Origin of the sequence: Streptomyces sp. NPDC044571, assembly GCF_040647115.1 — a bacterium.
GTDB lineage: Bacteria > Actinomycetota > Actinomycetes > Streptomycetales > Streptomycetaceae > Streptomyces.
This window is the reverse complement of the sequence record NZ_JBEZBN010000009.1, coordinates 60,775-74,752: the sequence shown is the minus strand read 5'-3', so window position 1 is coordinate 74,752 and position 13,978 is coordinate 60,775. Positions and strand designations below refer to the sequence as shown.

The window sequence follows — 13,978 nt, the reverse complement described above, 5'->3', positions numbered from 1 at the left end:
ACATGGCCGCTCCCACGCCCACGCCCACCCCCGCCATCGTGCTCATCGGCCACGGCATGGTCGGCCAGCGCTACCTGGAGGCACTCGCCGAACGCGGCGCCACCGCCACCCACCGGATCACCGTGCTCTGCGAGGAGCCCCGGCCCGCCTACGACCGCGTACACCTGACCTCGTACTTCTCCGGGAGCACCCCCGAGGACCTCTCCCTGACCCCCGCCGGGTTCATGGAGCAGCACGGGATCGAGCTCCTCCTCGGCGATCCGGCCGAGACCATCGACCGCGAGGCCCGCACCGTCACCTCCCGCTCCGGGCGCGTGGTCCCCTACGACGTGCTCGTGCTCGCGACCGGCAGCTACCCGTTCGTGCCGCCCGTTCCGGGCAAGGACGCCCCCGGCTGCTTCGTGTACCGCACCATCGAGGACCTCCTCGCCATCGAGGAGTACGCGAAGACCCGGACCACCGGCGCCGTCGTCGGCGGCGGTCTCCTCGGCCTGGAGGCCGCCGGAGCGCTCCAGGGCCTCGGCCTCTCCTCCCGGATCGTGGAGTTCGCCCCCCGTCTGATGCCCGTCCAGGTCGACGACGGCGGCGGCGCCGCCCTGCTGCGCACCATCGAGTCGATGGGCCTGACCGTGCACACCGGCGTCGGCACGCAGGAGGTCGTGACCGGCGAGGACGGCGCGGTGTGCGGGATGCGGCTCTCCGACGGCACCACCGTCCCCACCGAGCTGGTCGTCTTCTCCGCCGGTGTCCGGCCCCGGGACCAGCTGGCCCGCGACTGCGGGCTGGACACGGGCGAACGCGGCGGCATCTCCGTCGACTCCCGCTGCCGCACCTCCGATTCCCGCGTCTACGCCATCGGCGAGTGTGCGCAGGCCGTGGACGGCCGGGTCTACGGGCTGGTCGCCCCCGGCTACGAGATGGCCGAGACCGCCGCCGAGGACCTCCTGGGCCGGGAGAAGGAGTTCACCGGAGCCGACCTCTCCACCAAGCTCAAGCTGCTCGGGGTGGACGTGGCCTCCTTCGGCGACGCCCACGGCGCCGCCGAGGGCAGCCTCGACGTCGTCTACTCCGACTCCCGCTCCGGCGTCTACAAGAAGCTGGTGGTCTCCCCCGACGGGGTGCTGCTCGGCGGGGTCCTGGTGGGCGACGCGGACGCGTACGGGCTGCTGCGCCCGCTGACCGGGAGCGTCCCGCCCATCGCCCCCGACCAGCTGGTCCTGCCGGCCGGCCTCGGCCCCGCCGCGCAGCTCGGCCCGGCGTCGCTGCCCGACAGCGCGGTGATCTGCTCCTGCCACAACGTCACCAAGAAGGCGATCACCGCCTGCGCGAGCCTCGCCGAGGTCAAGCAGTGCACGAAGGCGGGCACCGGCTGCGGCGGCTGCCTCAAGGTGATCGGCCAGCTGCTGCCGGCCTCCACCGACAAAGGCCTGTGCGGCTGCTTCCCGTTCACCCGGGCCGAGCTCTACGAGATCGTCCGCACGCGCCGCCTGACCTCCTACGAGCAGCTCCTCGACGGCCACGGCAGGCCGGAGGCGCGCGGCGGGGACGGCTGTGAGGTCTGCAAGCCCACCGTCGGCTCGATCATCGCCTCGCTCGCCCCGACCCTCGGCGCGAGCGGCTACGTCCTGGACGGGGAGCAGGCCTCCCTGCAGGACACCAACGACCACCACCTCGCGAACCTGCAGCGCAACGGCTCCTACTCGGTCGTCCCGCGCATCCCGGGTGGTGAGATCACCCCCGACAAGCTGATCGTGATCGGCGAGGTGGCCCGCGACTTCGGCCTCTACACGAAGATCACCGGTGGACAGCGCATCGACCTCTTCGGCGCCCGCGTCGACCAGCTCCCGCAGATCTGGGCCCGGCTCGTCGATGCCGGCTTCGAGTCCGGCCACGCGTACGGGAAGGCCCTGCGCACGGTGAAGTCCTGCGTCGGGCAGACCTGGTGCCGCTACGGGGTGCAGGACAGCGTACGGATGGCCATCGACCTGGAGCTGCGCTACCGGGGGCTGCGCGCCCCCCACAAGCTCAAGTCGGCGGTCTCCGGCTGCACCCGGGAGTGCGCGGAGGCGCAGAGCAAGGACTTCGGGGTGATCGCCACCGCGAACGGCTGGAACCTCTACGTCGGCGGCAACGGCGGGGCCACCCCGCGCCACGCCGACCTCCTGGCCCAGGACCTGTCCGACGCCGAACTGGTCCGGCTGATCGACCGGTTCCTGATGTTCTACATCCGCACCGCCGACCGGCTGGAGCGCACGTCCAGCTGGCTGGACCGGCTGGAGGGCGGCCTCGACCACCTGCGGGACGTGGTCGTGCACGACTCGCTCGGGCTGTGCGACGAGTTGGAGGCCCTGATGGCCGACCACGTGGCGCACTACCGCGACGAATGGGCCGAGACCCTTCAGGACCCGGAGCGGCTGCGCCGGTTCGTGTCCTTCGTGAACGCGCCCGGCGCCCCCGATCCGACCGTGCGCTTCGTACCCGAACGCGATCAGGTCAAGCCCGACCTGGCCATCCTGACCATTCAGCCGCTCGAAGCCGTGGGAGGCACCCGATGACCGTGGAACTGCAGGTGGAAGAAGGCTGGCTGACGGTGTGCGAGCTGTCCGACATGACGCCGGGGCGCGGGGTGGCGGTCCTGCTGCCGGACGGGCGCCAGGCCGCGGTGTTCCTCGGCCGCTCCGGCTGGACGTACGCCATCGACAACCAGGACCCCTTCACCGGGGCGGCGGTGCTGTCCCGGGGGCTGGTGGGGTGCGTGGAGGGGCAGCCCTTCGTGGCCTCGCCGCTGCTCAAGCAGCGCTTCGACCTGGCGTCGGGGCGCTGTCTGGACGACGAGGAGGTGACGATCCGGACGTATCCGGTCCGGATCGCCGCGACCTCGGCGGCCGCGGCCCCGGTGCCGGCCGCGGTCGCCTAGCGGGCGGGGGCATCAGCCCTGGACGGCGGCCGGGTCCATCCAGAAGACCTCCCAGGTGTGGCCGTCGAGGTCCTCGAAGGCCCGGCCGTACATGAAGCCGTGGTCCTGGGCGGGGCGCGGCTCGGTACCGCCGGCGTCGAGGGCCGCGCCGACGAGCTCGTCGACCGCGGCACGGCTGTCGGCGCTCAGGGCGATCAGCACCTCGGTGGTGGTGGAGGTGTCGGCGATGGCCTTGTGGGTGAAGTCCTTGAAGCGGGACTCCGTCAGCAGCATCGCGTAGATCGTGTCGCTGATGACGAGGGAGGCGCCGTTCTCATCGGTGAACTGGGGGTTGAACGCGTAGCCGAGCTTGGTCCAGAAGCCCTTGCTGGCCTCCAGGTCCTTGACCGGCAGGTTGACGAAGATCATCGTGGAGGACATCGCGGTCTCTCTTCTCTCTCGGATCGCCCGTGTTTCCCGGTGCTGTCGAGAGGTAGACCGCGGGGGGCCGGAGAACTCATCGGTCCTTGGGAAGATTTTTTCGCCGCTTCCCGTCGGGGGCGAACCCGCAGGTCAGGCCACCGTGCGGAGTTCCAGGGCGGCCAGCGGGATGAAGCCCCCGCCGTCCCCGCCCTGCATCGACGCGTCCCGGCCGGCCAGTCGGGCGTGCAGGGCGAGCGCGATCCGTTCGCCGTGCGCCTTGGCCTGCTCCGCGCGGGGGCCCTGGTGCAGGCCGTCGATCGTGGCCCGCCACAGCTGCACCCAGCGCCCGAAGTCCTCGGCGGTCATCGCCCGGGCCGTGTTCAGGGCGGCGTGCGGGGCGAAGGCGTTGCCCGTGTAGTCGGCGCTGCGGAACAGGGCCCGCTCCCAGAAGTCGGCGATGCGGGGCAGGTGCGCCTCCAGGTCGGTGCCGGCGATCTCGGTGAAGAACGGGCCGATCCTGCGGTCGGCGAAGGCGGCCGCGTAGAAGCGGCGCAGCAGCGCCAGGAGGTCGGCGCGGCCCGCGATGTCGTGATCGGCGGCAGACTGGTTCATCAGTCCACCATTCTCGCGCATGCGGGGGCGTTCCAGGGCCGAAAGTCCCCCGACTACGTCACCACGCCCGGGCGCGCCCCGGGACCGCGGGCGCGCCGGACCACGGGCCCCGGACCGCGGGCGCGGTCCGGGGCTTCTGGGACCGGGCCGGCTACGAGGCCACCGCGCCTCCCTTGAGCAGGGCCGCGCCGAGCGGGGTCACCGTGTGAAGGACGGCGTTGCCGCGGCGCAGGGTGGTCACCAGCCCCGCTTCGCGCATCACGCAGGCGTGCTGGCTCGCGGAGGCCAGGGAGACTCCGGCCCGGCGGGCGAGCTCGCTGGTGGTGGCGCCGTCGCCGATGGCGCGCAGCACCACGGAGCGGGTGTGCCCGACGAGCTTGCCGAGGGTGCGCTGACGCTGCTCCTCCAGGGGCCGAATCGATTCGCCACCGGCCGGCGCGGAGGCCAGCTGCGCCGCTGCCGGATAGACCAGCACGGGGGGCAGCTCGGGGTCGTGCAGCGTCACCGCGGTGCGCCGGCAGAAGAACGACGGCTGGAGCAGCAGCCCGCGCCCGCGCAGCCGCACGTCCCGGTCCACCGGGTAGTCGCACTCCAGGACGGGGGCGCGCCAGCGCAGCATCGGCGGCAGCGAAGCCAGCAGCTCGTCTGCGCCCCCGTCGAGCAGGGCCCGGCCGCGCGCGGCCCGCTCGGCCTCGATCTGGGCCTGGATGTGGGTCCAGTACGGGGCCACGGCCGCCCGGTGGTAGCCGCGCAGCTCTCCCAGCAGCCGGGGCACGTGCTTGGTGCCGCCGTCCATGAACTCCCGCAGGCGGCGCGGGACGGGTGCGTCGACGCGTCCGCTCGGGCCCGAGGGCATGCCGAAGGCGTCGCCCAGGCCCGTCCCCGCACCGAGCAGCGCGAGCTCGCGCCGGATCCGCTCGGGGCGGATGGCGCGCAGGGCGTCGAGGCCCACGTCCCACCCGTACTGCCCCTCCACGGGGGTCAGGAAATCGGGGAAATAGCCGCGACTCGGTATGAGCGCGCCGAGCAAACGTGTTTCACCATTCAACCTGCTGCGGGCTTCTGTGCGCCATTCACCGAAGAACCGGGGGTCACGCCGGTCTCTTAAGCGGTGAAAACTCAGAATCGTTTCCCACAACGCATCGGGACGCCCTGCCATCCGTACGCGTGCCAGGTCCACTCCAGTGAAATGGATACGCAGCACCGAACCCCCACCTGTGCAACCGCAATCCCCCCGCCCCATGAGTATGCATGCCGTCACACGACGTCACCACGCCCTTTCAGCCACAGTTGAAACCCCTTTCGGCAGGGGCGTGACAACCGAAATCCTGTACTCCGCCAGGCACACTCCAGTGCGACCGAAACGCTCCGTGAAGGCCGTGGGGGGCTTTGCGGGGCCTGGCGGTCGGTCGCACCGGGAAGCGCCGACGTGCCTGGCGGATTGACAGCAGGCGGTGGACGGGTGGGGATCCGTCCACCGCCTGCTGGCGTAAGCACTTTGTTGAAGAGGAAAAAAATTGGACGCGCCTGCCCACGGGGGTCAGGGAACCCGAAGGCAGGCGCGGTCACGGGGGCGGCCCGGCCGGGGCCGCGGGGGGTCAGCGGCTGTCGCTGCCCTTCGCCTCGGCGGCCGCACGACCGGCCTCCAGGCGCGCCACCGGGATCCGGAACGGCGAGCAGGAGACGTAGTCGAGGCCGACCTCGTGGAAGAAGTGGACCGACTCGGGGTCGCCACCGTGCTCACCGCAGACGCCGAGCTTCAGGTCGGGGCGGGTGGCCCGGCCCGACTGGACCGCGCTGCGGACCAGCGAGCCGACGCCGTCCTTGTCGATGGTCTCGAAGGGCGAGACCCCGAAGATGCCCTTCTCCAGGTACGCGGTGAAGAAGCTGGCCTCGACGTCGTCGCGGGAGAAGCCCCACACCGTCTGGGTCAGGTCGTTCGTGCCGAAGGAGAAGAACTGCGCGGCCTCGGCGATCTGCCCGGCCGTCAGGGCGGCGCGCGGCAGCTCGATCATCGTGCCGATGGTCAGCTTGAGGCTGGTGCCGGTGGCGGCCTCGACCTCGGCGATGACCGCGTCGGCCTCCTCGCGGACGATCTCCAGCTCCTGGACGGTGCCCACGAGCGGAACCATGATCTCGGCGCGCGGGTCGCCCTTGGCGTTCTTGCGCTCGGCCGCGGCCTCGGCGATCGCCCGTACCTGCATCTTGAACAGACCGGGGATGACCAGGCCCAGGCGGACACCGCGCAGACCCAGCATCGGGTTCTGCTCGTGCAGCTTGTGGACGGCCTGGAGCAGGCGCAGGTCGTTCTCGTTGGCGTCCTTGCGGGACTCGGCGAGGGCGACGCGCACCGACAGCTCGGTGATGTCGGGCAGGAACTCGTGCAGCGGCGGGTCGAGGAGGCGGACGGTGACAGGCAGGCCGTCCATGGCCTCGAACAGCTCGACGAAGTCCTTCTTCTGGAGCGGCAGGAGGGCACTGAGTGCCTCCTCGCGCTCGCCGTCGGTGTCGGCGAGGATCAGGCGCTCGACCAGCTCGCGGCGCTCACCGAGGAACATGTGCTCGGTACGGCACAGGCCGATGCCCTGGGCGCCGAAGCGGCGGGCGCGCGAGGCGTCCTCGGCGTTGTCGGCGTTGGCGCGCACCCGCAGGCGGCGGACGCGGTCCGCGTAGGCCATGATCCGGTGCACGGCGGCGACGAGCTCGTCGGCGTCGTCGGCGCCAGCGTGCATGCGGCCCTCGAAGTACTCGACGACCGGGGACGGTACGACGGGTACCTCACCGAGGTAGACCTTGCCGGTGGAGCCGTCGATGGAGACGACGTCGCCCTCTTCGATGACCGTGTCGCCGACCGTCATGCGGCGGCGCTTGGTGTCGACGTCGAGCTCCTCGGCGCCGCAGACACAGGTCTTGCCCATGCCGCGGGCCACGACGGCGGCGTGCGAGGTCTTGCCGCCGCGGGAGGTCAGGATGCCCTCGGAGGCGATCATGCCGTCCAGGTCGTCCGGGTTGGTCTCGCGGCGGATCAGGATGACCTTCTCGCCGGAGCGGGACCACTTGACGGCCGTGTAGGAGTCGAAGACGGCCTTGCCGACCGCCGCGCCGGGGGAGGCGGCGATGCCGCGGCCGAGCAGCTCGGTCTGGGCGTTCTCGTCGAAGCGCGGGAACATCAGCTGCGCCAGCTGGTGGCCGGTGACCCGCTGGAGGGCCTCGGCCTCGTCGATCAGGCCCTGGTCGACGAGCTGGGTGGCGATGCGGAAGGCGGCGCCGGCGGTGCGCTTGCCGACGCGGGTCTGCAGCATCCACAGCTGGCCGCGCTCGATGGTGAACTCGATGTCGCAGAGATCCTTGTAGTGGGTCTCCAGCGTCTCCATGATCGTCATGAGCTGGTCGTACGAGGCCTTGTCGATGGCCTCCAGGTCCGCGAGCGGGACGGTGTTGCGGATGCCCGCGACGACGTCCTCGCCCTGGGCGTTCTGGAGGTAGTCGCCGTAGACGCCCTGGTGGCCGCTGGCGGGGTCGCGGGTGAAGGCGACGCCGGTGCCGGAGTCGGGGCCGAGGTTGCCGAAGACCATGGAGCAGATGTTGACCGCGGTGCCCAGGTCGCCCGGGATGCGCTCCTGGCGGCGGTAGAGCTTGGCGCGGTCGGTGTTCCAGGAGTTGAAGACCGCCTCGACGGCGAGGTCCATCTGCTCGCGGGCGTCCTGCGGGAACTCGCGGCCGGCCTCCTTCGCGACGATCTTCTTGAAGACCTTGACCAGCTTCTTGAGGTCGGCGGCGTCGAGGTCGGTGTCGACGGTGACCTTCTTGGCGGCCTTGGCCTCGTCGAGGGCGTCCTCGAAGAGCTCGCCCTCGACGCCGAGGACGGTCTTGCCGAACATCTGGATCAGGCGGCGGTACGAGTCCCACGCGAAGCGCTCGTCACCGGCCTGGGAGGCGAGGCCGGTCACGGACTCGTCGGAGAGGCCGATGTTGAGGACCGTGTCCATCATGCCCGGCATCGAGAACTTGGCGCCGGAGCGCACGGAGACCAGCAGCGGGTCGTCCGACTGGCCGAGCTTCTTGCCCATCTTGGCCTCAAGGGCGGCAAGGTGGGCGCTGACCTCGTCGCGCAGCGCGGCCGGGGCCTCACCGCTCTCCAGGTAGACCTTGCAGGCCTCGGTGGTGATGGTGAAGCCGGGAGGGACCGGGAGACCCAGGTTGGTCATCTCGGCGAGGTTGGCCCCCTTGCCGCCGAGAAGGTCCTTGAGGTCGCGGTTTCCCTCGGTGAAGTCGTAGACGAACTTCTGATCTTTGTTTTCCGACACGGGTCTCGACTCCTCGAGGACTCGGTGGCTGCCCTGACGGCCAGGAACATACCCAGATCGAAGGCTTCTCGGTACGTCCACTTGGTCGTCATACGGCTGTAACCACTCGTGCGCCAGCAGATCGAAAGTGACCGATGGGTAGCTGAAACCTACGAAGAGCGTTCACGTCCCGAAGGGTGAGGGGGCTCCTGAGGCTTGTTCACGCTCGGATGAGCGATCATCGATACATTTGTGTTCAAGTAGTGAACAAACAAAGGGTGGCACCCAGTGCCACCCTTTGGAAGTCTTACCCGTGATTTTCGCGCTCATGTGAGCGCAACCCCACCCATGCGTGGCGTATGTCACGCCGCCGACGGCATAATTTGTCAGCTGTTTCTCAGCCTCCGGACGTGTCCAGTTCCGCGTCTTCACTCACCCCGGCACAGTCGTAGGGATCCTTCAGCCAGCCATCCGGGAGGACAACCCGGTTGTTTCCGGACGTCCGGCCGCGCGGGCCGTCCGCGCTGTCGGGCCACGGCTGGTCCAAGTCGAGCTCGCTCAGATGAGCGTCCAGCTCGGCCAGGGACGAGGTGACCGCGAGCTTCTTGCGCATCTCCGAACCCACCGAGAAGCCCTTGAGGTACCAGGCCACGTGCTTACGGAAGTCGATCACCCCGCGCGCCTCGTCGCCGATCCACTCGCCCAGGAGCTCGGCGTGCCGGTGCATGGTGGCGGCGACCTCGCGCAGCGTGGGCTTGTGGAAGTCCTCGGGGCGCCCCTCGAAGGCCGCCACCAGGTCGTTGAACAGCCACGGGCGACCGAGGCAGCCGCGGCCCACGACCACGCCGTCGCAACCGGTCTCGCGGACCATCCGCAGCGCGTCCTCGGCGCACCAGATGTCCCCGTTGCCGAGGACGGGGATCTCGGGGACGTGCTCCTTGAGCCGCGCGATGGCGTCCCAGTCGGCGGTGCCGCCGTAGTGCTGGGCGGTCGTACGGCCGTGCAGGGCGATGGCGGTGACCCCCTCCTCGACGGCGATCCGGCCCGCGTCCAGGTAGGTGAGGTGGTCGTCGTTGATGCCCTTGCGCATCTTCATGGTCACCGGCAGGTCGCCGGCGCCCGCCACGGCCTCGCGCAGGATGGCCCGCAGCAGGTTCCGCTTGTAGGGGAGCGCCGAGCCGCCGCCCTTGCGGGTCACCTTGGGGACCGGGCAGCCGAAGTTGAGGTCGATGTGGTCGGCGCGGTCCTCCTCGACGATCATGCGGACCGCCTTGCCCACCGTCGCCGGGTCGACTCCGTACAGCTGGATCGAGCGGGGCTTCTCGGTCTCGTCGAAGTGGATCAGCTGCATGGTCTTCTCGTTGCGCTCGACCAGGGCGCGGGTCGTGATCATCTCGCTCACGAACAGCCCCTTGCCGCCGCTGAACTCGCGGCAGAGGGTGCGGAACGGGGCGTTGGTGATACCGGCCATGGGCGCGAGCACCACGGGGGGCTGCACGGTGTGCGGGCCGATCGCGAGCGGCGGGGGGAGCGTGGTCATCCCCCCATTGTCGCGCAGCCTCGCCCCATCCCCCATTTCTTTAGTTAGACGTACTATCGGAAGCATGGCCGAGTCGAGTGCCCGACGGAGGAAGCTGGTCCTCGCGATCTGCTGCATGAGCCTGCTCCTCGTCAGCCTGGACACCACCGTCCTGAACGTCGCACTACCCTCGATGCGCCGGGAGCTGGGCGCCTCCGTCGCCGGGATGCAGTGGACCATCGACGCGTACACGCTGGTCCTGGCCTCGCTGCTGATGCCGGCGGGCTCCACCGCGGACCGGATCGGCCGGCGCAGGGTGTTCACGGTGGGGCTGGTCCTGTTCACGGCGGGCTCGCTGCTGTGCTCGCTGGCACCCGGCCTGCACTGGCTCATCGCGTTTCGGATGGTCCAGGCCGTCGGTGGCTCGATGCTCAACCCGGTGGCCATGTCGATCATCACCAACACCTTCACGGACCCGCGCGAGCGCGCCCGCGCCATCGGCGCCTGGGGCGGCGTGGTCGGCATCTCCATGGCCGCGGGACCGCTGATCGGCGGCCTGCTGGTCGAATCGGTCGGCTGGCGGTCCGTCTTCTGGGTCAACCTTCCGGTCGGGCTCCTCGCCCTGGCGCTGGCCCTGCGCTTCGTCCCCGAGTCGAGGGCGGCGCACCCGCGCCGACCGGATCCGGTGGGGCAGCTGCTGGTCATGGCGCTGCTCGGGTCGGTGACGTACGGGATCATCGAGGCTCCGAGCGCAGGATGGCACTCCCCGGTGATCCTGGCCTGCGCGGCCCTGGCCGTCACCTCGCTGGTGGCGCTGCTGGTCTTCGAGCTGCGGCGGGCCGAGCCGCTGATCGACCCGCGGTTCTTCCGGAGCGCACCCTTCAGCGGAGCGACGCTGATCGCGGTCGGCGCCTTCGCCGCGCTGGCCGGCTTCCTGTTCCTGAACACCCTCTACCTCCAGGACGTGCGGGGGCTCGACGCCCTGCACGCCGGGCTCTACATGCTGCCGATGGCGGCGCTGACCTTTGTCTTCGCGCCGCTGTCGGGGCGGCTGGTCGGCAGCCGGGGGCCGCGGCTGCCGCTGCTGATCGCCGGGGCGGCGATGGCGGCGAGCGGGCTGCTGTTCGCCGCTTTCTCCGCCGAGAGCTCGATGCCGCTGCTGTTCACCGGTTACGTGCTCTTCGGGCTGGGCTTCGGCATGGTGAACGCGCCCATCACCAACACGGCCGTCTCGGGGATGCCGCGGGCCCAGGCGGGCGTTGCGGCCGCCATCGCCTCCACCAGCCGGCAGACCGGCGGCACCCTGGGCGTGGCCGTGATCGGCTCGGTGCTGGCGGCCGGGACCGCGGGCGGCGCCTTCGCCGCGGCGGCCGGGCCCGCCTGGTGGATCGTCACGGCCTGCGGGGTGCTCGTGCTGCTCGTGGGCGCCGTGACGAGCGGCCGCTGGGCGAGCGAGACCGCCCGGCGCACCGCCCGCGCGCTGGAGCGGGCGCCGGTGGGCCCGCGGGCCGGCCACCGCCGCTGAGACTTCCGTCCGTCCGTCCGTCCTTCGGTCCGCCCTGCGGTTCGCCCTTCGGGGCTGCACCGGGCTGAACCCAACTATCGAGTGACAGATATTGAAATCTGTCATCGGTCATGCCATTCTCGTTCCATGACCACGAACGTGAACGTGAAGGTCCAACCGACCACCACCGCCCGCCCGGCCCGCACCCTCGGATCCACCGGCCCCTCCGTCTTCCCGCTGGGGCTGGGCTGCATGGGCATGTCCGCGCTGTACGGGGAGGCCGACCGGGCCGAATCCATCGCCACCCTCCACGCGGCCCTGGATGCCGGGGTCACCCTGCTCGACACGGGCGACTTCTACGGCATGGGGCACAATGAGCTCCTCATCGCCGAGGCCCTGCGCACCGCACCCGCCGCCGCCCGAGAGCAGGCCCTGACCAGCGTGAAGTTCGGCGCGCTGCGGACGGTCGAGGGTGGCTTCGCCGGCTATGACGGGCGGCCGGAGGCCGTCCGGAACTTCCTGGCCTACTCGCTCCAGCGGCTCGGCCGCGACCACATCGACATCTACCGGATCGCCCGGGTGGACCCGGCCGTCCCGATCGAGGAGACCGTCGGGGCCATCGCCGAGGCCGTGCAGGCCGGGCATGTACGGCATATCGGCCTCTCCGAGGTCGGCGCCGACACCTTGCGCCGGGCCGCCGCAGTGGCGCCGATCGCGGATCTGCAGATCGAGTACTCCCTCGTCTCCCGCGGCATCGAGGAGGAGATCCTGCCGACCGCCCGCGAGCTCGGCATAGGCATCACGGCGTACGGGGTGCTGTCCCGCGGCCTGATCAGCGGCCACTTCGGACGGGACCGGGAGCTGGCCCCGGGCGACTTCCGCGGCATGAGCCCCCGCTTCCAGGGCGAGAACCTCCAGCGGAACCTGGACCTGGTCGACGCCCTGCGCAAGGTGGCGGAGGAGAAGGGGATATCCGTCGCGCAGACGGCCATCGCCTGGGTGCTCGCGCAGGGCCAGGACATCGTGCCGCTGGTGGGGGCCCGGCGCCGGGATCGGCTGGCCGAGGCACTCGATGCCATGGAGGTGGAGCTCAGCCCCGCCGACCTGGAGGCCGTCGAGGCGGCCGTCCCGGCGGGAGCCGCGGCCGGCGAGCGCTATCCGGCGGCGCAGATGGCCCACCTCGACAGCGAGCACTGAGCTGGCGGTACGGTCATACCCATGCCCCCCGCTGCCGCCGAGCCCCTGACCCCCGAGCGCATCCTCGAAACCACGGAGGACGTGCTGCGCCGCTACGGCCCGACCAAGGCGACCGTGGTGGATGTGGCGCGGGCCCTGGGCGTCAGCCACGGCAGCGTGTACCGGCACTTCCCGTCGAAGTCGGCGCTGCGCGAGGCCGTCACGGACCGGTGGCTCGCCAGGAGCGTCGACCGCCTGGAGGAGATCGCCTCGGCCCCCTCCGAGCCCGCACCCTCCAAGCTCGAAGCGTGGCTGGAAGCCCTCTTCGAGGCCAAGCGCCACAAGGCGGGTGACGACCCGGAGCTGTTCGCGACGTACACGGTGCTGCTCGCCGAGAACAGCGGGGTGGTGGACCAGCACCTGAGCGCGCTGATCGACCAGTTGGCCCGGATCATCGGGGAGGGTGTCGAGGCGGGCTCGCTCGCCGCTCCCGATGTGCGGGCCGCCGCTCGCGCGGTGTTCGACGCCACCGGCCGCTTCCACGACCCTCAGTACGCGGCGGACTGGCGATCCCCCACGATCGTCGCGGAGTTCGAGGCGGTCACCGGCCTGGTGATCCGGGGTCTGCGCGCCTGATCCGGCCACCCAGGGCCGGAGTGTGAGATTCCGGTCACCTTGGTGATCATTTGGGGCGGGGGGTCCTGTTGCGCGACCGCACACCTGCCCTACGTTCCCCCCGACTGCACTCACCAGGCACCTCAGGGGGAAACATGTCCACTGCCCAGGAACTCCCCGGCACCCGGCCGGCACCGCCGGCACGGTCCGGGGGCGCGGCCGCGCTTGGCTGGATCCTGACCATCGGTCTCAACGTGGTCGCGCCGATCATCACGTACAACCAGCTCCACGACCACGGCTGGAGCGAGTTCGGTGCGCTGCTGGCCAGCAGCGCCTGGCCGGTGCTCGACAGCGTGATCAGCCTCGCCTGGCGCCGCAAGCTCGACGAGTTCGCCATCGTCACCCTGGTGTTCCTGGTGATCACGGCCGTCGTCTCGCTCGTCGGCGCGCACTCGGCCCGGGCCCTGCTGATCAAGGACTCCGGCGTGACGGGCCTGTTCGGCCTGCTCTGCCTGGTCACCCTGCTCACACCGCGGCCGCTGATGTTCTACTTCGGCCGCAAGTTCGCCACCGACGGCACGCCCGAGAGCACGGCGTGGTGGAACGGCCTGTGGCAGTTCGAGGGCTTCCGCCGCACGATGATCGTGATGACCACCGTGTGGGGCGTGGGCTACCTCGCGGAGGCCGCGGTGCGGGTCGTCCTGGCCTACCTGCTGCCCACCGACACCATGGTGGTGATCAGTCCGATCATGATCTACGGGGTGCTCGGCGCCCTGGCCCTGTGGACCACGTACTACGGCAAGCGCTCCAAGGCGGAGGGCGAGCGCCGCGCCGCCGAGGCGGCCGCCGCCCAGGCCACGGCCGTCTGAGCCGGCCCCAGGACGACGGTGGCCCGGTACGCAGTGACGCGTACCGGGCCACCGGCCGTTTCAGCGGGCTCCAGCGGG

At 70.8% G+C, this 13,978-nt stretch carries 11 protein-coding genes; 6 read left to right on the top strand and 5 right to left on the bottom strand.

What is annotated here, in order from left to right; translation table 11 throughout:
* The first annotated feature begins 2 nt into the window (after positions 1–2).
* Positions 3–2,555, top strand: a complete 2,553-nt coding sequence (nirB, locus tag AB0B01_RS07220; RefSeq protein WP_361713783.1) for a nitrite reductase large subunit NirB — start codon at positions 3–5, stop codon at positions 2,553–2,555.
* Positions 2,552–2,917 (top strand): nitrite reductase small subunit NirD, encoded by a 366-nt coding sequence (gene nirD, locus AB0B01_RS07215; protein ID WP_361713781.1) that lies wholly within the window; start codon positions 2,552–2,554, stop codon positions 2,915–2,917. Before nirB ends, nirD begins: the two co-directional genes overlap by 4 nt.
* Before the next feature lie 12 nt (positions 2,918–2,929).
* On the opposite strand, the gene AB0B01_RS07210 is transcribed toward nirD, so the two are convergent.
* The 5 genes from AB0B01_RS07210 to dusB form a co-directional block, all read right to left on the bottom strand.
* On the bottom strand, positions 2,930–3,337 hold the full coding sequence (locus tag AB0B01_RS07210) for a VOC family protein (RefSeq protein WP_361713779.1): 408 nt from the start codon (positions 3,335–3,337) through the stop codon (positions 2,930–2,932).
* Positions 3,338–3,469: 132 nt separating this feature from the next.
* The gene (locus AB0B01_RS07205) at positions 3,470–3,931 is read right to left on the bottom strand and encodes a group III truncated hemoglobin (protein ID WP_361713777.1); all 462 of its coding nucleotides are present in this window, start codon (positions 3,929–3,931) and stop codon (positions 3,470–3,472) included.
* Between the two features lie 151 nt (positions 3,932–4,082).
* On the bottom strand, positions 4,083–5,135 hold the full coding sequence (locus tag AB0B01_RS07200; RefSeq protein WP_361713775.1) for a helix-turn-helix domain-containing protein: 1,053 nt from the start codon (positions 5,133–5,135) through the stop codon (positions 4,083–4,085).
* Positions 5,136–5,529: 394 nt separating this feature from the next.
* Positions 5,530–8,238 (bottom strand): pyruvate, phosphate dikinase, encoded by a 2,709-nt coding sequence (gene ppdK / locus AB0B01_RS07195; RefSeq protein ID WP_361713774.1) that lies wholly within the window; start codon positions 8,236–8,238, stop codon positions 5,530–5,532.
* Between the two features lie 376 nt (positions 8,239–8,614).
* Positions 8,615–9,757 (bottom strand): tRNA dihydrouridine synthase DusB, encoded by a 1,143-nt coding sequence (dusB, locus tag AB0B01_RS07190; RefSeq protein WP_030297116.1) that lies wholly within the window; start codon positions 9,755–9,757, stop codon positions 8,615–8,617.
* A gap of 64 nt (positions 9,758–9,821) precedes the next feature.
* Here dusB and AB0B01_RS07185 point away from each other — a divergent pair, with 64 nt between their 5' ends.
* The 4 genes from AB0B01_RS07185 to AB0B01_RS07170 all read left to right on the top strand — a co-directional run bounded on the left by AB0B01_RS07185 (position 9,822) and on the right by AB0B01_RS07170 (position 13,900).
* Positions 9,822–11,261, top strand: coding sequence for an MFS transporter (locus AB0B01_RS07185; protein ID WP_361713772.1), 1,440 nt, complete (start codon positions 9,822–9,824; stop codon positions 11,259–11,261).
* A 126-nt stretch (positions 11,262–11,387) separates the two neighbouring features.
* A complete protein-coding gene (locus AB0B01_RS07180; RefSeq protein ID WP_361713770.1) occupies positions 11,388–12,437 on the top strand; it encodes an aldo/keto reductase in 1,050 nt (349 codons plus the stop codon).
* 21 nt (positions 12,438–12,458) lie between these two features.
* Positions 12,459–13,052, top strand: a complete 594-nt coding sequence (locus tag AB0B01_RS07175) for a TetR family transcriptional regulator (RefSeq protein WP_361713768.1) — start codon at positions 12,459–12,461, stop codon at positions 13,050–13,052.
* A 134-nt stretch (positions 13,053–13,186) separates the two neighbouring features.
* The gene (locus AB0B01_RS07170) at positions 13,187–13,900 is read left to right on the top strand and encodes a VC0807 family protein (RefSeq protein WP_361713766.1); all 714 of its coding nucleotides are present in this window, start codon (positions 13,187–13,189) and stop codon (positions 13,898–13,900) included.
* Positions 13,901–13,978: the final 78 nt, after the last annotated feature.